This is a genomic window from Chryseobacterium sp. 2P, from assembly GCF_059579425.1.
On sequence record NZ_CM184194.1, the window covers coordinates 726,628 to 747,559 of the forward strand.

General features: G+C 36.2%; 15 protein-coding genes. 5 read left to right on the forward strand and 10 right to left on the reverse strand.

All coding sequences use genetic code 11. From position 1 onward, the window contains the following. Positions 1-10: 10 nt before the first annotated feature. From thrA to AC52CF_RS03190, 5 genes are all read right to left on the reverse strand, one after another. A complete protein-coding gene (gene thrA, locus AC52CF_RS03170; protein WP_214590821.1) occupies positions 11-2,455 on the reverse strand; it encodes a bifunctional aspartate kinase/homoserine dehydrogenase I in 2,445 nt (814 codons plus the stop codon). 324 nt (positions 2,456-2,779) lie between these two features. Next, a complete protein-coding gene (nadA, locus tag AC52CF_RS03175) occupies positions 2,780-3,799 on the reverse strand; it encodes a quinolinate synthase NadA (protein WP_214590820.1) in 1,020 nt (339 codons plus the stop codon). A gap of 97 nt (positions 3,800-3,896) precedes the next feature. Next, complete coding sequence (gene gmk / locus AC52CF_RS03180; protein WP_214590819.1) at positions 3,897-4,463, reverse strand: guanylate kinase; 567 nt, start codon at positions 4,461-4,463, stop codon at positions 3,897-3,899. Positions 4,464-4,555: 92 nt separating this feature from the next. Continuing rightward, positions 4,556-5,413 carry a YicC family protein gene (locus AC52CF_RS03185; RefSeq protein ID WP_214590818.1) on the reverse strand — a complete coding sequence of 286 codons (858 nt, stop codon included), beginning with the start codon at positions 5,411-5,413 and terminating at the stop codon, positions 4,556-4,558. 47 nt (positions 5,414-5,460) lie between these two features. Then, positions 5,461-5,631: a hypothetical protein gene (locus AC52CF_RS03190; RefSeq protein WP_496517841.1), complete on the reverse strand. Its 171-nt coding sequence runs from the start codon at positions 5,629-5,631 to the stop codon at positions 5,461-5,463. A 242-nt stretch (positions 5,632-5,873) separates the two neighbouring features. Here AC52CF_RS03190 and miaA point away from each other — a divergent pair, with 242 nt between their 5' ends. Both miaA and AC52CF_RS03200 read left to right on the forward strand, forming a co-directional pair. Continuing rightward, positions 5,874-6,791: a tRNA (adenosine(37)-N6)-dimethylallyltransferase MiaA gene (miaA, locus tag AC52CF_RS03195; RefSeq protein WP_214590817.1), complete on the forward strand. Its 918-nt coding sequence runs from the start codon at positions 5,874-5,876 to the stop codon at positions 6,789-6,791. 338 nt (positions 6,792-7,129) lie between these two features. Then, a complete protein-coding gene (locus tag AC52CF_RS03200) occupies positions 7,130-8,203 on the forward strand; it encodes a hypothetical protein (protein ID WP_214590816.1) in 1,074 nt (357 codons plus the stop codon). A 292-nt stretch (positions 8,204-8,495) separates the two neighbouring features. On the opposite strand, the gene AC52CF_RS03205 is transcribed toward AC52CF_RS03200, so the two are convergent. The 4 genes from AC52CF_RS03205 to AC52CF_RS03220 all read right to left on the reverse strand — a co-directional run bounded on the left by AC52CF_RS03205 (position 8,496) and on the right by AC52CF_RS03220 (position 16,154). Next, positions 8,496-9,908 carry an efflux transporter outer membrane subunit gene (locus AC52CF_RS03205; RefSeq protein WP_214590815.1) on the reverse strand — a complete coding sequence of 471 codons (1,413 nt, stop codon included), beginning with the start codon at positions 9,906-9,908 and terminating at the stop codon, positions 8,496-8,498. Between the two features lie 722 nt (positions 9,909-10,630). Next, a complete protein-coding gene (locus AC52CF_RS03210; protein WP_496517842.1) occupies positions 10,631-13,813 on the reverse strand; it encodes an efflux RND transporter permease subunit in 3,183 nt (1,060 codons plus the stop codon). A 222-nt stretch (positions 13,814-14,035) separates the two neighbouring features. After that, a complete protein-coding gene (locus tag AC52CF_RS03215; protein ID WP_214590813.1) occupies positions 14,036-15,196 on the reverse strand; it encodes an efflux RND transporter periplasmic adaptor subunit in 1,161 nt (386 codons plus the stop codon). Positions 15,197-15,557: 361 nt separating this feature from the next. After that, on the reverse strand, positions 15,558-16,154 hold the full coding sequence (locus tag AC52CF_RS03220; RefSeq protein ID WP_214590812.1) for a TetR/AcrR family transcriptional regulator: 597 nt from the start codon (positions 16,152-16,154) through the stop codon (positions 15,558-15,560). A 301-nt stretch (positions 16,155-16,455) separates the two neighbouring features. Between AC52CF_RS03220 and AC52CF_RS03225 the strand changes: the two genes are divergently transcribed. Further along, positions 16,456-17,010 carry a thioredoxin family protein gene (locus tag AC52CF_RS03225; protein ID WP_076390886.1) on the forward strand — a complete coding sequence of 185 codons (555 nt, stop codon included), beginning with the start codon at positions 16,456-16,458 and terminating at the stop codon, positions 17,008-17,010. Between the two features lie 172 nt (positions 17,011-17,182). On the opposite strand, the gene AC52CF_RS03230 is transcribed toward AC52CF_RS03225, so the two are convergent. Beyond that, positions 17,183-18,088 (reverse strand): AraC family transcriptional regulator, encoded by a 906-nt coding sequence (locus AC52CF_RS03230; protein ID WP_496517843.1) that lies wholly within the window; start codon positions 18,086-18,088, stop codon positions 17,183-17,185. Between the two features lie 123 nt (positions 18,089-18,211). On the opposite strand from AC52CF_RS03230, the gene AC52CF_RS03235 reads away from it, so the two are divergent. Together AC52CF_RS03235 and AC52CF_RS03240 are read left to right on the forward strand one after the other, a co-directional pair. Next, positions 18,212-19,441, forward strand: coding sequence for an MFS transporter (locus AC52CF_RS03235; protein WP_496517844.1), 1,230 nt, complete (start codon positions 18,212-18,214; stop codon positions 19,439-19,441). Position 19,442: 1 nt separating this feature from the next. Next, complete coding sequence (locus AC52CF_RS03240) at positions 19,443-20,921, forward strand: trehalase family glycosidase (protein ID WP_375191099.1); 1,479 nt, start codon at positions 19,443-19,445, stop codon at positions 20,919-20,921. Positions 20,922-20,932 lie beyond the last annotated feature (11 nt).

A 20,932-nucleotide genomic window follows, 5' to 3' on the forward strand; every position in this document is an offset into this window, starting at 1 on the left:
AACTCAATTTTTAAACAGAACGGAGGATATCTGCGAAAACACCACTTGCAGTAACTTCTGCACCGGCTCCCGCACCTTTTACAACAAGAGGCTGTTCATAATACCTCAACGTTTTGAAAATTACAATATTATCTTTTCCATACAGGTGGAAAAGATCGCTTTCCGGAGCAATATGCTTCAGTCCTACTTTTGCTTTTCCCTCTTTAAATTCAGCAACATATTTTAAAATTTTGCCTTTACTTTTTGCTTCTTCCAAAAGATTCCTAAAATGATCTTCATATTTGGAAAGTGCATTATAAAAGTCGTTTACGCTTCCTTTCATGCATTCTTCAGGAAGAAAACTTTCATTTTCAACAGAAGTAAACTCAATGGGATAGCCTGCTTCTCTGGCAAGAATGATAATTTTTCTGGCGACGTCTGTTCCTGCCAAATCAAGTCGGGGATCGGGTTCTGTGTAACCTTCTTTTTGAGCCTGAGCCACAATTTCAGAAAATGTTCTGCTTCCGTCATAATTATTGAATACAAAATTCAAAGTTCCGCTGAGAACCGCCTGAATAGAAGTAATTTTATCACCGCTTCGGATAAGATCATTAATTGTTCCGATAATCGGCAATCCTGCTCCCACATTGGTTTCAAATAGAAATTGACAACTGTGGTTTCTGGCTGTATTTTTTAAATTTTTATAATTTTCAAAATCAGAAGAGGCGGCAATCTTATTACACGCAACAATATTTACACTTTTCTTCAGAAGTTGCTCATAGATACTTGGAACTTCGGAACTCGCGGTAACATCTACGAAAACAGAGTTTCTTAGATTTCTTGAAATAATTTCCTGCGCAAATTTTTCCGCAGAAGCTTCCTGACCATTTTGATCGAAGTTGGTAAATTCATTTTCTGAAATCCCTTTTTCTGAGAAAATCATTTTACGGCTGTTGGATAATCCAGCAATTCTTAAATTAACAAGAAGGTGTTCTTTAAGATAGTCGTTCTGGCTATAGATCTGCTGAATTAACTTCATTCCCACATTTCCTGTTCCGCAGATGTAGAGATGCACCTGTTTTATTTCGGACTCAAAAAATTCTTCATGTAAAACATTAACCGCTTTTGTAATATCTTTTTCTGAAATAACAATGCTGATATTTTTTTCTGATGATCCCTGAGCAATTGCTCTGATATTGATGCCGTTATTTCCCAGACAACCGAACATTTTGGCACTTACGCCGCTTCTGCTTTTCATGTTTTCTCCCACCAAAGCAACAATCGCAAGATCTGTTTCTATCTTTACCGGATCAATTCTTTTGAGTTTTAAATCATCTTCAAAAGCAGAATCAATGGCACTTTTTGCGTTGAAAACATCTTTTTCGCTGATCGCAATTGTAATAGAGTGTTCTGAAGAACTTTGGGTAATTAAAATGACATTAATTTTCTCCTGACTCAGACACTGGAATAGTTTTGCAGAAACTCCGGGAATGCCTATCATTCCGCTTCCTTCTACAGTAAGCAGAGCAACGTGGCTCATATTGGATACACCGACAGCAATTTGTTCATTTTCAAAATGAGATTTTTTTGCATAATGAGAAATCAATGTACCCTGAGCTTCTGGATCGAAAGTATTTTTGATTCTCAGGTTGATATTTTTCACCATTACCGGCTGAATGGTGGGAGGATACAAAACTTTTGCCCCAAAATGAGAAAGTTCCATCGCTTCGGAATATGAAATTTCAGCAATAGGTTTTGCATTGGAAACCAATCGCGGATCTGAAGTCATCATTCCGTTTACATCGGTCCAGATCTCAAGTTCATCTGCATGGATAACGGAAGCAATGATTGAAGCTGTGTAGTCTGAACCTCCTCTTCCTAACGTTGTGGCATTTTCTTTTACATCTTTCGCAATGAATCCCGGAGTGATAATGATCTGATTTTTATTTTCATTCAGAAATTGGCTGAGATTATTTTCTGTGGCTTCAAAATTTACTTTTGCATTGGTGAAATTACTGTCTGTAACGATGTGAGAATCCATCCAGCAAGCATCCGAACCATTTGATTTCAGTCTGGCTGTAATAATATTTGAAGAAAGAAATTCGCCATATGATGTAATTTTATCTTTGATTCTGTCTGTAAACTCTTTCAATATAAAAATGCTGTTGCAGATGTCCTCAATATCATTAAAATGTTTTTTTACGAAACTGAGCCATGAACTTTGTTCTGAAAAAGGAATCAGGTCTTTAACAAGATCTAAATGTTTTTCTTCGAGATTTTTAAGGATTTGAAGATAATTTTCATTATTGTGGGAAGCGGCTTCTGCAGCCTTTATCAATTGATCTGTAACCCCGTGAAGTGCTGAAACTACAACGATGATTCTGTTTTTCTGAGATTCTTTTTTAATAATGTTTTCTACTAACATTATATTTTGTGAATGGGCAACCGAAGTGCCTCCGAATTTTAAAACTTTCATTATTTGTTTTTTAATTATAGAAAATTGAATTTTACTCTTTAGAAAAAAAGAGTACGCAGACTTATAATGATATGTGAAAATGCACCCCGTTATGGGGTAGTTGTAGTTGTTGTAGCAATAATAGAAACAAAAGATACTTCCGAAATTGAGAAAATCGGAGTGGAAATATCAGATATGTTTATTAAAAAATTCATTGCTGTATGAACAAATGTACAAATTTTTTTTAAATCTGAAATTAAATAAGCTTTTATTTTGAATTTAATATAAACAATGCTTATCTATATTATTACGAACAAAAAAGCACTGCCAAAACAGTGCTTTTATTTATTTTATACTTTTTGAAAGATCAAGCATCGCTTCGATAGGCTTTAAAGCTCTTAATCTTAAATCTTCATCGATGATGATTTCCGGAAGCTCATATTTCATACATAAATACAATTTTTCCATGGTATTACGCTTCATGTAGAAACATTCCGAGCAGTTGCAGCTTTCATCAAAAACCAGAGCAGGAATTAATTCTTTATGAGGAGCACGTTTTCTCATTTCGTGGAGAATTCCTTCTTCTGTAGCGATGATGAATTTCTGGCAGTCGTCTTTTTCAACATAATTCAACAGGGCAGAAGTGGAACCTATAAAATGAGCCAGCTTTAAAACGGCTTCTTCGCTTTCAGGGTGTGCAATTAATTTTGCATCTGGATTATCTGCCAGTTGTTTTGCAATTCTTTCCATAGAAAATGCTTCGTGAACGATGCAGCTTCCGTCCCAAAGAATCATATCGCGTCCCGTTTTCTGAGATAAATATCTTCCTAAATTTTTATCCGGTGCGAAAATTATCGGTCGGTCTTTCGGTAAGGCTTCAATTACCGTTTCAGCATTTGAGCTGGTAACAATAATATCACTTTCCGCTTTCGTTTCTGCGTTACAGTTAATGTACGTTGCAACCAAAGCATTCGGATGCTGTTCGCGCATTTTTCTCAAACCTTCTCCGGAACATCCGTCTGCTAATGAACATCCTGCCATTGTATCGGGAAGAACTACTTTTTTAGTCGGATTCAGAATTTTAGCCGCTTCCGCCATAAAGTGAACTCCGCAGAAAACAATCATGTCCGCATCCGTATCTTTTGCCTGTCTTGCCAGTTGCAGAGAATCTCCCAGAAAATCAGCAATATCCTGAATGTCTCCGGGTTGATAATAATGCGCCAGAATAACGGCATTTTTTTCTTTTTTCAATTTAAGAATTGCCTGTACAAGCTCTTCTCCTTGAGGAATTGCTATATCTTTTATATCCAGAAATCCTCTTACAGGAATCGCAGATTTAGCTTTTTCTAATGTTTCGGTACTCATATCAACCTCAATGTTTTAGAATCAGAAATTAAAATTCAGGAATTAAAATCAGAATTTTGATGTTGTTTAATAAACCTCAAGCTTCTGTTTCTATTCTTTAACTTCCAATAAAATTTTTTATTAAACTTTCTATTTCTTTTTTTGCTTCGTTAAGATCACTGTTGATGACAATTTTATCAAATTCTTTAGCGTAAGACATTTCTTCTTCTGCCTTTGCAACACGCGTTTTGATGGTTTCTGCATCATCTGTATTCCTTGAGATCAATCTTCGTTCCAGTTCTTCAATGGAAGGCGGTTCAATGAAAATCGACAAAGCCTGTTCTCCGAAATATTTCTTTAAGGAAATTCCGCCTTTTACATCAACATCAAAAATAACCACTTTTCCTTCGTTCCAGATCTTTTCTACTTCGGATTTTAATGTTCCGTAGTATTTGTCGGTATAAACCTCTTCAAATTCTACAAAAGCATTTTCAGCAATCTTCTGTCTGAATTCATCGGGTGTTAAAAAATGATAATCCACTGCATGAACTTCACTGCCTCTCGGCTGTCTTGTTGTACATGAAATCGAAAATTTCAGTTCATTAAAAACCTCCAGAGAATGCTTTACCAATGTTGTTTTTCCGCTTCCTGACGGTGCAGAAAATATGATAACTTTATTATTCAAAGTTTTTAGTTTAAAGTTAAAATCTATTATTCAAAATTATTTTGCTTATCCAAAGTTTTTTTACATTGAATTTTAAACATTAAACGTTGAATTTAAAGCACATTTAACGTCTGCTCTTTAATCTTCTCTAGATCATCCTTCATCATCACGACCAGTTTCTGAATTTCCGAATGATTGGCTTTGGAACCTAATGTGTTGATTTCACGACCGATTTCCTGAGAAATAAATCCAAGTTTCTTACCGTTGAAATCTTCATTATCCATTACTTCTTTGTAATATTTCAAATGTTGGGAAAGTCTTACTTTTTCTTCCGAAATATCCAGTTTTTCTGTAAAATAAGCCATTTCCTGATAGAAACGCGTTTCATCTACGTTCTCAAACTCTTTTAAAGTTTTCTGATAACGTTCCTTTACTGCAGAAATTCTTTCTTCTTCGAACGGAATAACCTCACCTAAATATTTATCAATATTCTGAATATTTCTTTCCAGCTCTTCATGCAAAATTTTACCTTCCTTTCTTCTGAATTCTTCAAAACGATCCACGGCAGCATTTACAATTTTTGCCAAAGCTTCCCATTCTCCTTCAGATAATTCGTCAGGTCTTGAAGTTATCGCATCCGGAAGCCTCACTGCCATTTTCAGATATTCGAAATCAGGTCCGTCTGAAGCGATATTTTTCAGCTCATTCATGTAAGAATCAATTAAGCTTTTATTGATTTTCACATCATTGGACTCCTCAAGATTTTCTATATTGATGTAGCAGTCTACTTTTCCACGGATTATTCTATCGTTCAGAATTTTTCTTACCTCAAATTCCTTCTCTTTATATCTCAAAGGAATTTTGATATTTAAATCGAAGCTCTTGCTGTTCAGGGATTTAATATCGATGGTAATTTTTTTGCCTTCAAAAACGTCTTCGGCTCTACCAAAGCCGGTCATTGATAAAATCATAGTTTTTTATTGTCTTACAAAGATAAACAATTAAGTGTATAGTTTTGCTAATGTTGAAAGAGCGAAGCGGGAAGAAGGAAGAAGGAAGAAGGAAGAAGGAAGAAGGAAGCGGGAAGATTGTTGTGTATATTATTGAATACCGATTTTAACTTCCATCTTCGTTCTTCCCATCTTACATAAAGTAAGTCTTCAGTAGTAGGAAAGTTTATTTGAACCATTAAGATTTAATTTAAGGAGTTTAGAATATTAAGGTGAGTTCTGCTTTAAGTCATGATATTTTCTAAAAATCTATCTGATTCTTAATTGTACTTAACTCCTTAAATTAAATCTTAATGGTTTATTTTAGAATAAAAAAGTTCGCGCAATCATTTCGTAAATTTTTAACTTACCTAAGAAACATGGAAATATATTGTCTTTTTTTCGGTAAAATAGAATTCACTCATTTTCGTAAATTAGCGCGGTGAAAAAGAAAAATTTAATTTCTGTTGTAGGACCCACCGGAATTGGTAAAACAAGACTGGCAATTGATCTGGCAAAACATTTCAGCACAGAGATTGTTTCGTGTGATTCGAGACAGTTTTTCAGGGAAATGAAAATCGGAACGGCTTCACCGTCTGCTGAAGAACTTGCCGAAGCACCTCATCATTTTATCGGAAACCTTTCCGTTGAGGAATATTATTCCATAGGGCAGTATGAAGAAGATGCATTAAAAAAAATCAGTGAACTTTTCGAAAAACATGATACCGTCATTTTAGTTGGTGGAAGCATGATGTATGAAAAAGCGGTGATTGAAGGTTTGAATGATTTGCCTGAAGCGGATGAAAACAATCAGAAAAAATTACAGGAAATTTTCGAAAAAGAAGGAGTCGAAAAACTTCAGGAAATTCTGAAAGAGCTTGATCCCGAATATTTTGCCATAGTAGATTTTCACAATCACAGAAGACTTTTACGCGCCATCGATGTTATTTGGCAGACGAATAAAAAATATTCTGAACAAATTGCTGTTTCGCAGGATTCCAGAGATTTTAAAACCATCCGGATCGGAATTGAAGCACCGAGAGAAGACTTGTATTACCGGATTAACAGGAGAGTGGATATGATGATGGAAAAAGGCTTGCTGGAAGAAGCAAAAAGTCTGGAGAAATTTAAACATCTCACCGCTTTGAATACGGTTGGCTATTCAGAATTATTTAAATATTTTGAAGGAGAATGGGATCTTGATTTTGCCGTTTCCGAAATTAAAAAAAACAGCCGAAGGTACGCAAAACGACAATTGACTTGGTATCGGAAAGCAGATGATATTCATTATTTACAGTTGGGATATTCGCAGGAGGATTTTGATGTGGTTTTAGAATACATTAATCAGAATATTTCGTAGCATATAGTATAGGTAACATAAAAGCTATAACAAAAAAATCGCATTCCGAATGCGATTTTTTTTGCATTTGTGTTAATTAACGAATTTGTTTTTTTAACCAAATACTATTTTTTCATAGATAATTTATCCCTCAATTTACATATACAAAAATAAAGGTAGAGTTGTGTTTATATATTTTTTAATGAGCTTTTGGTAATTCAGAGTTTTTAGTTTTTACACTGCATAATAGTCCCTCTCAGAATAATAATGATTACACAAAAGCTCATTTTGAAACAAAAGCACTGAAGAACTTAAAATGAATTTATATCGCTTTTAAAAATGTAAGATAGATCTGTTAAATGATTGATATACAATTAAAAATATCTTCAGCTATTGTGGTGAACTCATCTACAATAAATCTAGAGTGCTTCATGACGTTTTTGAAAAATTTATTATCTCCGTCATATCAAAATAGTAGTAAAAACACATATCATTTTAATATAAAATTAAATCTCATGAGAAAGTCAATTATTTATTTTAGTATTTTAGTTTGCCTTTTCATAAATGGGCTTGCTCAGACGGGAAATGTAGGAGTTAATGAAACGTCTCCTGCATCAACTTTGGATGTTAAAACAATATCAGGTTCGAATACAAAAACTTTTCGTTTACGTAATAACAGTGGCTCAGAAACTTTGACAGTACTGGAAAATGGAAATGTGGGAATAGGGCAGCCCAGCCCGGGCTATAATTTAGAAGCTAAAGGTACAATTGCTTTTCCAAATGTCCTTAGCAATACTTTGTCCTCAGGCTATAATGCTTTGGGAATAGACAATACTACTGGTCAGGTGGGTATTTTTACAGCGGGAGCACCTCCTTATCTGTATGGCGAACTTCAGACTGCAGGTTTAGCATTCAACTTAACAACAGCTGCCGGAAATGTTGTCCGTGCTTTGGATCTATCCAGTGCAGATTTAGCGGTAAATACTATAAGTGCTACCTATGGTGTAGCTGCTTCTGCAACAATAGATGGAAGTGCAAGAAGTAATGTCGCTTATATTGTTCTGCCAGCAGTCGGATATTATCGTTTGGATTTGGTATGGTATGGTGTCTGTAGCACCGGTACTGTTGTGACAAATTCCAGAGAATTAGTCGGAGTTAATACTACCATCGCTTTGGCAAGCTCGGGTACCAGTTTTACTACTTATACTGTAAATAGAAATATTTGGGTTGCAGATAGTGATTCCGCAGGAAATATCTCAGGTTATATTACTGCGACACCAAATAGAGCAAACACTATCTTTAGAACAACTGTCGCTAATACTAAAATTGCGGTTTTCATTGGTTATGGTGTTGGAGACGAAATCTCAGGATGTCAAATTGCAAAGCCTAATGGTGCAATAAGTAACGGTAGTTATTCTATTACTAAATTATAATTCTTCACACTTTATAATGATGGCTTTGCATTTCTCTACTATAGAATGTAAAAAATATTATTTAGTTTTAGTGAAGTCGATTATAAGAAAAATAAAATATGATTTTAAAAACACGAAGGAGGAAATCGTCTCGAAGAGATTTGGGACGATTTCGTATTTGAAATTGTTTTATCGTCATATATTTGCTGTTTAATAAAATAACCAGTACCTAATTTTTTGTAAAAGCTTGCTTTGATTAACAAAAAATGCAGCCCCGAAAGACTGCATCCCATAACAATATAATTCAAATTTACTACTTCCAGCCGCCACCTAAAGCCCGGTACAAATCGACAATACTGCTCAATCTCTGTCTTTTTACGGACGCGAGATTCAGTTCTGCCTGTAAAGAATTTCCCTGAGCTGTTATTACTTCTAAATAGTTTGCCATTCCGCCTTTGTACAGCATTTCGGCACTTTTAATTCCATTTTTTAAGGTTGCCACCTGTTCCGTTGCTTTTTCTTCCTGAACTTTTAAACTCTCATTAGAAACCAAAGCATCAGAAACTTCTCCCACTGCATTTAAAACCGACTGACGGAACGCCAATACGTTTTTCTCTCTCTGAATTTTAGCCACATTTAAGTCCGTTTTCAATTGTCTTTTCTGGAAAATCGGCTGAGTCAATCCTCCCAAAACAGACCCGAACAAAGAAGCCGGAATCTGAAACCAGTTATCAATTTTAAATGAATTGACACCGCCATTTGCCGTAATTTTCAAGGAAGGATACATATTTGCCTGCGCAATTCCCACCATAGAATTGGATTCCAGCAAAACCAATTCCTGTTGACGAACATCCGGACGACGGCTTACCATTGCTGCGGGAAGTCCTGCGGAAATGTCCTGTGGTAAAGAAGTTTCAGACATTTCAATCGTTCTGCTGATTTTTCCCGGATTTTCACCCACTAAAATACTCAATGCATTTTCCTGAATGGCAATATTTTGCTCCAATTGTGTAATCAAAAGTTCAGTCGATTGTTTCTGGGCGGTTGCCTGCTGAACTCCCAAAGAAGTGGTGTCACCGCTTTGCCATAATTTTTCTGTAAGAGAAAGCGTACGATTGCTGAGTTCCAGATTAGATTGGGCGATCTGCAATTGTTTATCCAGCATCAACAGATTGTAATATCCCTGCGCAATGGCTGCAACAACCTGTGTCTGAATGGCTTTTGTTGCTTCGTAAGTCTGCAGATACTGCATTTTTGAAACTTCCTGCTGATTTTTAATTTTGCCCCAAATATCTGCTTCCCAAGACAAATTGAATGCTGCATTGTAATCTTCAACATAGCTTTTTCCTAAGAATAGGTTTAAACTTTGTCCGTTCATGCTGTTTTTGGAAGGCTTTGAAATCTGTGCGGAAACTCCGAAACCAACATCGGGATATTGAAGATATTTTGCCTGTTTTAATTTCTCCTGTGAAGAAGCAACCTGTTTTAAAGCAATCTGTAAATCGTAGTTGTTTTTAATTCCTTTTTCGATTAAGTTTTGCAGCATCGGATCGCTGAAAAACTTTCTCCATTCCAGATTCGCTACACTTGCAGTATCTGCTGTTGCGGTATATTTAAAGGTTTCGGGAAGCTCCAGTTCAGGCTCCTTGTATGCCAGTTTCGACACACAGGAGACTGAAACCAAAGCCAGTCCAAAAGTGATGATGATATTTTTTATTCTTTTCATAAAGGTTTAAATTTTTAATGGATTACAAAACTTTGAGAAATTGTTTCAAGCAGTTTTTTTTCTACTTTTTGTTTTGAAATTTTTTAACGCAAAGGAAAATTTTTGATATAAAATATTTAAGTGAGCAAAGATTTAATCAATGAAATTGATTTTAAGAAGCGAACTTTAATCATGCAGCTTCATCAGTGACTTGTCGCTTTCTTTGCTTCTTTAAAAATATTAGTAATTAATAATAAATCTTTGCGTTTAAATTCCTGTTTGAAAATCTCAAAGTTTTTTTACTTTTTGTTTTGAAATTTTTTAATGCAAAGGAAAATTTTTGATATAAAATATTTAAGTGAGCAAAGATTTAATCAATGAAATTGATTTTAAGAAGCGAACTTTTAATTATGCAGTTTCATCAGCGATTTGTCGCTTTCTTTGCTCCTTTAAAAATATTCGTAATTAATAATAAATCTTCGATTAAATTCTTGTTTGAAAATCTCAAAGTTTTTTTACTTTTTGTTTTGAAATTTTTTAACGCAAAGGAAAATTTTTGATATAAAATATTTAAGTAAGCAAAGATTTAATCAATGAATTAATTTTAAGAAGCGAACTTTTAATCATCCAGCTTCATCAGCGACTTGTCGCTTTCTTTGCTCCTTTAAAAATATTCGCAATTAATAATAAATCTTTGCGTTTAAATTCTTGTTTGAAAATCTCAAAGTTTTGTCAATCATATATTAATGAGCCGCAGCTAAAAGTTCTTGCTCCAGTTTCTGTCTTTGAAGTCTTTTCTTTTTTCTGCTCGGCATTTTTTCATGTAAATACTGGAAAATCACAAACATCACAGGAATAATGAATACTCCGAATACAACTCCTGTCAACATTCCGCCCACAGTACTCATCCCGATTGAGTGGTTACCTTTTGCGGAAGCTCCCTGAGTCCAAACTAACGGCAGCATCCCGATGATGAAGGCAAATGAGGTCATTAAGATCGGTCTCAAACGCAGTGTTGAAGCCTGAAGTGCAGATTCCAGCAATGATCTTCCTGCATTTCTTCGTTGTACGGCAAATTCTACAATAAGGATCGCGTTTTTCGCCAATAATCCGACCAGCATGATCAATCCGACCTGAACGTAAATGTTGTTATCAATTCCGGCAAGTCCCGTGAAGGCAAATACTCCGAAAATACCTGTAGGAATCATTAAAATAACTGCAAACGGAAGAATGTAACTTTCGTACTGCGCTGCCAGTAAGAAATAGACAAACAAAATACTCAGCATAAAGATAAATGAGGTCTGTCCGCTTGTTTTAATCTCTTCACGGGTGATTCCCGTCCATTCGTAACCATAACCTCTAGGAAGTGATTTCTGTGCTACTTCTTCCACTGCTTTAATCGCATCTCCGGTACTGTAACCCGGCTTCGGTGTTCCGTTGATCGTTACCGCATTGAAAAGGTTGTTTCTGGTCACCGTTTCAGGTCCGAAACTTCTTTTTAAAGTCACCAATGTTTTTACAGGAACCATTTCGCCGGATTTATTTTTAACATAAATTCCTTCCAAAGAATTCGCATCGGTACGGTAAGGAATATCTGCCTGAGCCATTACTCTGTAGTACTTCCCGAATCGGTTGAAATCTGAAACAAAGCTGCTTCCGTAATAAATCTGCATCGTCTGCATCAATTCTGTAATTGAAACGCCTAACTGATTGGCTTTATCATTATCAACTTCAATCGTGAATTGAGGATTTCCTGCTGCATACGTTGTAAACGCGAAGGCAATTTCCGGACGTTTCATCAATTCTCCGATGAAAGCCTGAGTGTTGGTTCCTAATTGTTCCAAAGAGCCGTTCGTTCTGTCCTGAAGCATAAATTCAAAACCGGAAACGTTACCAAATCCCTGAACGGTAGGGAAATTGAAGAAGAATGCATTGGCATCTTTCACCTGCGAAACTTTCCCTGTTAATCCTGCTGCAATCTGATCGGGATCGCTGATTTCACCTCGTTGATCATGGTCTTTTAATTTAATGAAACCTGCGGAATACGGAGAAGCATTGGCGTTACTGATGAAGTTCAGACCGTCTGCAACCCAGAGATTTTTTTTCGCTTTTTCTCCGTTGATGATTTTATCAATCTGCTCTGTTGCGTTGTGAGTCCTGTCTAATGAACTTCCCGGAGGAGTATTCACGGCATACAAAATGAAACCCTGATCTTCGGTAGGAATAAATCCTGACGGTGCTTTTTTAATTAAGAAAACACTTGCAGCAGTTAGTAAAACCAATCCTCCAACGGCAACCCATTTGTTTTTAATTAAAAATTTAAGACTGTAAATATATTTCTTCGTTAATTTATTAAAGCTTGTATTGAAAGCATTGAAAAATCTCGCTCCGAAACCTGTTTTTTTCCCATGTTCACCGTGTTCTCCCTGAGGATCATTTAATAATAAAGCACAAAGAGCCGGACTTAATGTTAAGGCATTCACCGCAGAAATCATAATGGCAATTGCCAGTGTAAAGGCAAACTGTCTGTAGAAAACTCCTGCAGGTCCCTGCATGAAACCAACCGGAATAAATACGGCACACATCACCAGAGTAATGGAAATAATGGCTCCGGAAATTTCACTCATCGAACTTGTTGTGGCTTGTTCCACAGGCATTCCGGTATGTTCCATTTTGGAGTGAATGGCTTCTACTACCACAATTGCATCATCCACTACAATACCAATCGCGAGTACCAAGGCAAACAAAGTCAGCATATTGATACTGAAACCAAATAACTGTAAGAAAAAGAAGGTACCAATAATCGCAACAGGAACCGCAATCGCAGGAATTAAAGTAGATCTGAAATCCTGAAGGAAAATATACACTACAATAAATACCAGAATAAATGCGATCACTAAAGTTTCAACAACCTGATGAATAGACGCGTCTAAGAAATCTTTAGAATTGTACATGATGATCGGTTCCACTCCTTTTGGAAGCGTTGTTTTGAACTGGTCTACCTGTTTTTCAATTTCCGTTAAGATCTCGTTGGCGTTGGAACCAGCAGTCTGCATAATCGCAAATCCGGCTACCGGTTTCCCGTCCACTCTGTTAGCTGCTGTATAGGTATAAGATCCGAATTCTACTCTTGCCACATCTTTTAATCTTAAAAATGAACCGTCTGTATTGGCTTTAATAGCAATGTTTTCGTAGTCTTCGTTCTTGTTTAATTTCCCTTTATACTTTAAAATATATTCATAAGTTTCCTTGCTTCCCTGTCCTAAACGACCGGGAGCGGCTTCTAAATTGTGATCTTTTACCGCGTTCAGAACTTCCTGAGGCGAAAGTCCGTTTGCTGCTAATCTGTCCGGTTTCAGCCAAAGTCTCATGGAATAATCTCTCGTTCCGAAAACCTGTGCCTGCGCTACTCCGGGAATACGCTGAATCTGCGGAATGATATTAATTTTCAGATAATTCTGTAAAAAAAGTTCGTCATATTGTTTAGGATCGTTACTGGATAACCCCATGAACATGATCATACTGTTTTGTACTTTCTGGGTAGAAACTCCCGCCTGAACAACTTCCTGTGGAAGCTGGCTCATCGCTTTGGATACACGGTTTTGTACGTTTACCGCCGCGTTATCTGCATCAGAACCCTGCTTGAAGAAAACATTCAGCGTCATCGTACCGTCGTTACTGGAGTTGGAAGTCATGTACGTCATGTTTTCAACCCCGTTCACAGCTTCTTCGATAGGCGTGGCTACAGAGCGCGCAACAACCTCCGCATTGGCTCCCGGATAAAATGCCGTTACCTGAACGCTCGGCGGAGCAATATCCGGAAAGAGGGCAATGGGTAAATTAAAGAGGGAGAGCGCCCCCAATAATAAAAGTATTATGGAGATCACGGTAGAGAGTACCGGTCTTTCTATAAATTGTTTTAACATAAGAAGTTTATTTTTTAATGTGGTTTAAACTTTTTAGCTTTAAATTTTTAACACTTAAATAGCTTTTAGTTTAATTAAAAACTTTGCATGAAGTTCACTTTAGCTGAAAATCAAAGATTTTCAAAACCTTATGTGTACTTGTTGAGCGATTGCTTTTTAACTTACAGTAAATTAAGTGTTTAAAAACTTTTATGACTTTTGTGGTTAAAGAAGTTTAAACGGTTATAATGGTTTTGCTTTCAGTAAGCTGTCGGATGAAATCGCTTTCGGCTTGATAGAAGCACCATCTTTTAACATTCCGATTCCTGTGAATACAATCTTTTCTCCCGGCTGTATTCCTTCGGAAATAAAATAATAGTTTTCAGTTTTTCCTGAGATTTTTACAGGCTTACCGGTTACTTTCTGGTCTTTACCAACTACATAAACATAGGTTTTATCCTGAATCTCAAACGTAGATTCCTGAGGAATAATGACAGCATTCGATATCAATTGAGGCATACGAACTCTACCTGTATTTCCTGTTCTCAACGTACCGTTGGTATTTGGGAAAACAGCACGAACGCTGATTGCTCCTGTAGATTTGTCAAACTGTCCGTCTACGATGCTCATTTTTCCTTTTTGCGGATAAATGCTGTTGTCTGCAATCACCAAATCTACCATCGGCATATTTTTCAATTTTTCTTCTAAGCTTGCTCCCTGATATTTATTTTGAAAAGCAATGAAATCAAGTTCGCTTAAAGAAAAGTAGGCGTAAATCTCGCTGATGTCTGATAGTAAAGTCAGCGGATTCGGATCTGTTCTGGAGATCAGACTTCCTTTTTTGTGAGGAATTCTTCCGATGTATCCGCTTACCGGAGCGGTAATCGTTGTAAATCCGATATTGATTTTTGCTCCTCCAACTGATGCTTTCGCCTGTGAAGCGGCGGCAACTGCGGCTGCATAATTTGCTTTTGCAGTTCTCAATTGTACCTCGGATACGACTTTTGCAGCAACCAAAGGCTCTAATCTGTCAACCTCCACTTTTGCTTTCTGGATATTGGCATTGGCAACCTGTAAATTGGCATTTGCCATATTCATCTGTTCTCCGTAAGCTCTTGAATCTATTTTGAATAATGGCTGTCCGGCTCTTACGTAAGCGCCTTCTTCCACATAGATTTTATCTAAATATCCGTCGACCTGAGACCGGATTTCCACGTTATTTTTTCCTTCCAAAGCAGCCGGAAATTCCTGATAGGTTGTTGCCGGTGATGAAATAACGGTGTAAACAGGAAGTTCAGGAGCGGGTGGTGCAGCGTTGACTCCTTCTGCAGCCTTTGTGCAGTTTTGTAAAAGAATAATACTTGAGATCAGTACAATGAGTCTTATTTTTCCAAATATTTTCATTTTGAGTTTAAATTTTTAATGAAATGTTAAATTAAGTAGTGATGTTTTTAATTTGAATTATGTTATTTTTTCTAACAGTGTTAATTTTTAGGTTAAAAAAATTTTCAAAATTCTTAATGTGATTTTAGATTGTTGTTTCCATGAGAAGAACTTTTTATTGTTGGTTAAATATGATTTAGATGAGGTGTGAAATGTGTTACTTTTGCTAACGGTGTTAATTATTCAGGACAAAAAATGATTATCAATTCATTGGTTACATTCTACATGATTGTTTTTTTAATTTTAAATTCGGTTTAAATGAATACTTTATATTAATTGATGTTAATATTCCTAACGGTGTTAATTTTTAATTCAAAAAAGATTACAAAGACTTAATGAAAGCAGAAACGGTTTCATCAAGAGTCGTTTTGTTCATCGTAGAAGGAATATCGTCATTACGCATCATCATGATCGAGATCAAGCCATGAACTGCTGAAAACAGGGCGTGCGACATGTGACAGGCATTATCCGGATTGGATCCGTTTTTCTTAATAATTTTATAAGTACAATCGTAAAGCATATCCTGAAACGAAGAGAATTCTTCTTTCATCATACCTCTTCCGCTGCACTGCATTCCCAATCCGAACATAAGCTGATAATACTCTTTATTTTTAAATGCAAATTTCCAGTAGGCATCAACAATAGCTTTCAGTTGCTCGTCCGGAGCTTCATATTCTCTCTGGGCTTTCAGTAATTCTATGTGTAAACAGTTGAAACCATTCAGCGAAATTTCATACAAAATCGCTTCTTTGTTTTCAAAATAATCATAAACCACCGGTGCGCTGTATTCTATGGCATCAGCAATTTTTCTCATGGAAAGGGATGCCCATCCTTCGGTTTTAGCCAAAGAAAAAGCCGCATCCAGAATACTGGCGCGTATATTTTCTTTTTCTCTTTGCCGACGTTCGTGCAGACCCATGATTTTTAATTACTAACAGTGTTAGCAAAACTACAAACTTTTGAGGATATCTTCCAAACAAATTTTATGCTTTAACTTTTAAAGTAAGATTATTGAAGTGTCTGTAAATTGGCTTGGATGCCGGAAGGATGGGAGCTGGAAGTATTTTTAATGTGTTGATATTTTAATTATTGTAAAAATTAATAGAGTTTATAGTCCCATTCAATCGATTGTAATTTCTGAAACTACCATCTTCTCGCATCCATCCTCCATACTATAATGATCAAGAAATTCTATATCTTTGTAACCAAATAAAAAAGTTATGAATACTCCCTCAAATATGATCGAATTGGGTACAAAAGCTCCTTTTTTTGAGCTTCCGAATCCGTCAAAAAGTAACGAAATTCAGTCTTTGGATGATCTGAAAGGCGAAAAAGGAACTTTGGTGATCTTTATGTGCAACCACTGTCCGTTTGTTCTTCATGTCATTGATAAATTAACTGAACTGTATGAAGATTACAACGAAAGAGGAATTGAATTTATCGCCATCAATTCGAATGATGTGGAAAAATATCCCGCAGATTCTCCGGAAAAAATGATTGAATTCCAGATTGAAAGAAAGTTTGATTTCCCTTATCTATACGACGAAAGTCAGGCAATCGCAAAAGCATATGATGCTGCCTGCACACCGGATTTCTTTTTCTTCGATGAAAAACTGGATTTAATTTACAGAGGACAGATGGACGATTCCAGACCGGGAAATCACAAAGAAGTAACGGGAGAGGATTTAATTATTGCTTTCGAAAATCTTTTGTTGGGAGAACCGCAGGAAGAAATTCAGAAACCGAGTATGGGATGCAATATCAAGTGGAAGTAATTTTTGGCTGATCGTAGCAGGTTATCAGTTGATGGCTTTGCAATTCAAATACATAAAGCTGTTCTTTTTGAACAGCTTTTTTTGTTTGTAATGATTTATAAATGAGTTGTTTAATTTTAGTTAGAAAAGTTATCCACAATTTTATCCACAGAGTTATCCACAATTTATTTTGCTAAAAACTTGCTTTCACTTTTACTTTTTCTTCTACTTTTAAATCTACATTCACCCTGTTCTGTGCAAAATTTTTCATGAATTCTGAAGGGGTCTTTCCTGTATATTTTTTAAACATTCTGTTGAAATACGTTACATTATTAAAACCGCAGCTGTAACTGCACTCTGAAATACTTTTGTCCTGTGCCATCAGTAAACAGGCTTTATTGATGCGGTAGCGGTTCACAAATTCGGTGAAAGTGATCTGAGTTGCTTTTTTGAAAAAATTACAAAATGCAGGCAAAGTGAGATTGGCAAGTTTGGCAACATCCTCAATGTCAATTTCTTTATCATAATGATGTTCCACGTAAGTGAAAATATTTTCGAGCCTCGTTTTATTTTTAGAAATAATGGTGTAGGGCATGATCTCTTTGTTAAGAAGTTCATAGTCTTCACTTTTTGAAAGTTCAAATAAAATTTCCAGCAATAATAAATATCTTCTGTATCCTTCAGATTCCAGCATCAGTCTCAGTTTTGGAAGCATATTAATATGAACCTCATCATGAAAATGAATTCCGTATTTTGACAGCTCCAGAAGATTTTTAATGGATCTTGCTTCAACTTCCTGTTGAGGAAACTGCAGGATTTCTTCCTTAAACTGCAAAACAATTTCTTCATGCGGATCGATGGAGTTCAGTCCAAAACCGGAGTGAGGAATATTGGAGCCAATTAACACCAGATCTCCGTTCGTATAATTGCTTTTATGATAACCAACGTGGCGCGTTCCGCTCCCGGAAATCACACACACAAGTTCAATTTCGGGATGATAATGATATTCCCATTTGAATTCTGAAATAGGAGAATTGTTGTGAATCGTGCGAAAAGAGCTCTTTTCATCGGGGATTACGCGTTCAAAAGTAACTTTCATTTAGTTAATCATAATTTGTTTCCTAAAATAATAATTATATTAATATGGTTCAAATATTCATTTATAATGTTAAATTAACGTTAAGGCAAATGCTTATATCTTAGCCCACAAGAAATTATATGAATGAAAAATTTCAACATTAAGGCAGTTTTATTTTTAAATTATTTTGTTTTTGCCATTCTTCTGAATTCTGTAGGAACGGTGATTTTACAGATGCAGCAAAACTTCGGGATCTCAAAATCTTCAGCAAGTGTTCTGGAGGGTTTTAAAGATCTGCCGATTGCGATCTGCTCATTCATTCTGGCTTCGTTCTTACCCAAGATAGGGATCAAAAGATCGATGCTGATTGCTTTGCTTTTGGTGAGCTGCATGTGTTTCGTAATGCCTTTTGCCAATGCGTTTTGGTTTTTCAAATTATTGTTTACGATTGTCGGGGTTTCTTTTGCGTTAATTAAGATTTCCGTTTTCACTTCTATCGGTTTGGTAACGGATTCAGATAAAGAACATTCAAGTTTTATGGGTTATCTGGAAGGTTTTTTTATGATCGGCGTATTAATGGGAAATGTTTTATTCAGCTTATTCATAGACGACCATAATCCGAGATCAACCCATTGGCTGAATGTGTATTGGGTTTTGGGAGGGATTTCCACACTTTCATTTTTGTTTTTATTCTTCACAAAATTAGATGAACATGAAGCGAGAAGCGAAAAAACGGACTTGCTTGGAGATCTTAAAAACAGTGTGAGTTTATTTAGCTATAAAAAAGTTCTGTTCTTTTTACTGTGTGCTTTCCTTTTTGTTTTGGTAGAGCAGAGTTTCCAGACATGGACACCGACTTTTTACAAAGAGATTTTAAAAGTTCTGACTTCCATGAGTATTCAGGCGGGAGCGGTTTTGGCAGGAGCTTTTGCTTTGGGGAGATTCTTATCAGGATTCTTCTCTAAAAAGTTCAGTTGGATCTACGTGGTTTCTTTTTGTGTGGTAGGTTTTGCCATAAGTATTTTATTGGTTCTGCCATTAACTCACAATATTAGTATTGATGCAGGAACAACCTGGTTAAATGCTCCGTTGGTTGTTTACTTATTTCCTTTGATGGGCGGTCTTTTGGCTCCGATTTATCCAAGCATCAATTCGGTGATCTTAGCATCCATTCCGAAATATTTACACAGCGCAATGTCGGGTTTAATTGTGGTTTTCTCTGCAATCGGAGGAACCATCGGATCGATTATTACAGGTTTTGTGTTTCAGGAATTCAGCGGACAGCAGGCATTTTACCTTTCATTAATTCCGCTTTCATTGTTGATTGTTTCAGCAGTTATTATGAACAAATTAAAAATAAATCCTAAAAAATAAAATGAAGAAGCAGTTATATATATATGAAATTCAGGCTCTTTTTGATGATGTGCAGAGATCAGAGGTTTTTGAAGATCAGAAGATGATGACGGATGCGGTTCCCTTGTTTCCGGTCGAAGAAATTAATGCAAAATATGAAGAAGGGAAACAGTCGAAAAATTTTAATCTGAAAGAATTTGTATTGTCAAATTTCGATTTTCTGGGAGCTAAAATATCTATTCAGAGGGAAGATCACCTTCCAATTGAAGAACATATCGGAAAATTATGGGATGAACTGACAAGAACAGCTTATGAGGAAAAGGGGACTTTACTGAAACTTCCAAAACCTTATGTGGTTCCGGGAGGTCGTTTTAACGAATTTTTCTACTGGGACAGTTATTACATCATGTTGGGACTTCAGGTTTCCGGAAGAGTGGAAATGATGGAAAATATTATTGAAAACTGTTCGTATCTTATTCAGAATGTAGGATTTGTACCGAATGCAAGCAGAACCCATTTCTTAAGCCGTTCTCAGCCGCCCTATTTCTCGTTGATGCTGGATCTGCTTTTCGAAACAACGAAAGACGAAAACATCTACATCAGATACTACGACACTTTAGAAAAAGAATATGCTTTCTGGATGAACGGAGCTGAAAAACTGGAAAATGGTTCGGCGACAAATAGAGTAGTGAAAACAATTCACGGAGATGTATTGAACAGATATTATGATGCTGAAAACATACCGCGCCCTGAAAGTTATTTAATTGATATTGAAGACAGTGAAAATGCAGGAGAAGAGTTTTACAGAAACATTAGAAGCGCCTGTGAATCGGGTTGGGATTTTTCCAGCAGATGGTTTGCAGACGGAGAACATATACAGACTATTGAAACGCTGAATCTTGCTGAAGTTGATCTGAACTGCCTTTTATGGCATTTGGAAGAAACACTGGCAAAATCTTCATCGCTTCAAAAATTAAATGAAAGAAAAATTGATTATTCTGAAAGGGCAGCAAAGCGAAGACAAATGATAGATCAGTATTTCTGGGACGAAACTTCCGGAACATACAGAGACTATCATACTCAAAAAAACACAAACACACCGTCTGAACATATTGCTGCTCTTTATCCTTTGTTCCTGAAAATCGCCAGTGAAGATCAGGCAAAAGCTGTTGCGAAAAATATTGAAGAAAAATTTCTGTATCAGGGAGGTTTAGTAACAACGACTAAAAACACAGGTCAGCAATGGGATTTTCCAAACGCCTGGGCGCCATATCAATGGCTGGGTTATCAGTCGATGAAAAACTACGGATTTGATGATCTTGCTGAAAAAATTAAAAACAACTGGTGCAGCAACGTGGAAAGGGTATACAAAAACACCGGAAAACTGATGGAAAAATACAATGCTTTAGACATCGAAACCGTTGCAGGAGGCGGAGAATATCCTAATCAGGATGGTTTCGGATGGACAAACGGAGTGTATCTCAAATTAATAAAGAATTAACAAACAAATAA

Excerpts from the sequence above, each read along its gene's own strand:
- AC52CF_RS03240 (WP_375191099.1), top strand. The coding sequence starts at position 19,443 with ATGAAGAAGCAGTTATATATATATGAAATTCAGGCTCTTTTTGATGAT.
- AC52CF_RS03215 (WP_214590813.1), bottom strand. The coding sequence starts at position 15,196 with ATGAAAATATTTGGAAAAATAAGACTCATTGTACTGATCTCAAGTATT.
- AC52CF_RS03200 (WP_214590816.1), top strand. The coding sequence starts at position 7,130 with ATGATTGATATACAATTAAAAATATCTTCAGCTATTGTGGTGAACTCA.
- AC52CF_RS03190 (WP_496517841.1), bottom strand. The coding sequence starts at position 5,631 with ATGGTTCAAATAAACTTTCCTACTACTGAAGACTTACTTTATGTAAGA.
- AC52CF_RS03235 (WP_496517844.1), top strand. The coding sequence starts at position 18,212 with ATGAAAAATTTCAACATTAAGGCAGTTTTATTTTTAAATTATTTTGTT.
- AC52CF_RS03225 (WP_076390886.1), top strand. The coding sequence starts at position 16,456 with ATGAATACTCCCTCAAATATGATCGAATTGGGTACAAAAGCTCCTTTT.
- AC52CF_RS03205 (WP_214590815.1), bottom strand. The coding sequence starts at position 9,908 with ATGAAAAGAATAAAAAATATCATCATCACTTTTGGACTGGCTTTGGTT.
- AC52CF_RS03185 (WP_214590818.1), bottom strand. The coding sequence starts at position 5,413 with ATGATTTTATCAATGACCGGCTTTGGTAGAGCCGAAGACGTTTTTGAA.
- AC52CF_RS03210 (WP_496517842.1), bottom strand. The coding sequence starts at position 13,813 with ATGTTAAAACAATTTATAGAAAGACCGGTACTCTCTACCGTGATCTCC.
- thrA (WP_214590821.1), bottom strand. The coding sequence starts at position 2,455 with ATGAAAGTTTTAAAATTCGGAGGCACTTCGGTTGCCCATTCACAAAAT.
- AC52CF_RS03230 (WP_496517843.1), bottom strand. The coding sequence starts at position 18,088 with ATGAAAGTTACTTTTGAACGCGTAATCCCCGATGAAAAGAGCTCTTTT.
- nadA (WP_214590820.1), bottom strand. The coding sequence starts at position 3,799 with ATGAGTACCGAAACATTAGAAAAAGCTAAATCTGCGATTCCTGTAAGA.
- AC52CF_RS03220 (WP_214590812.1), bottom strand. The coding sequence starts at position 16,154 with ATGGGTCTGCACGAACGTCGGCAAAGAGAAAAAGAAAATATACGCGCC.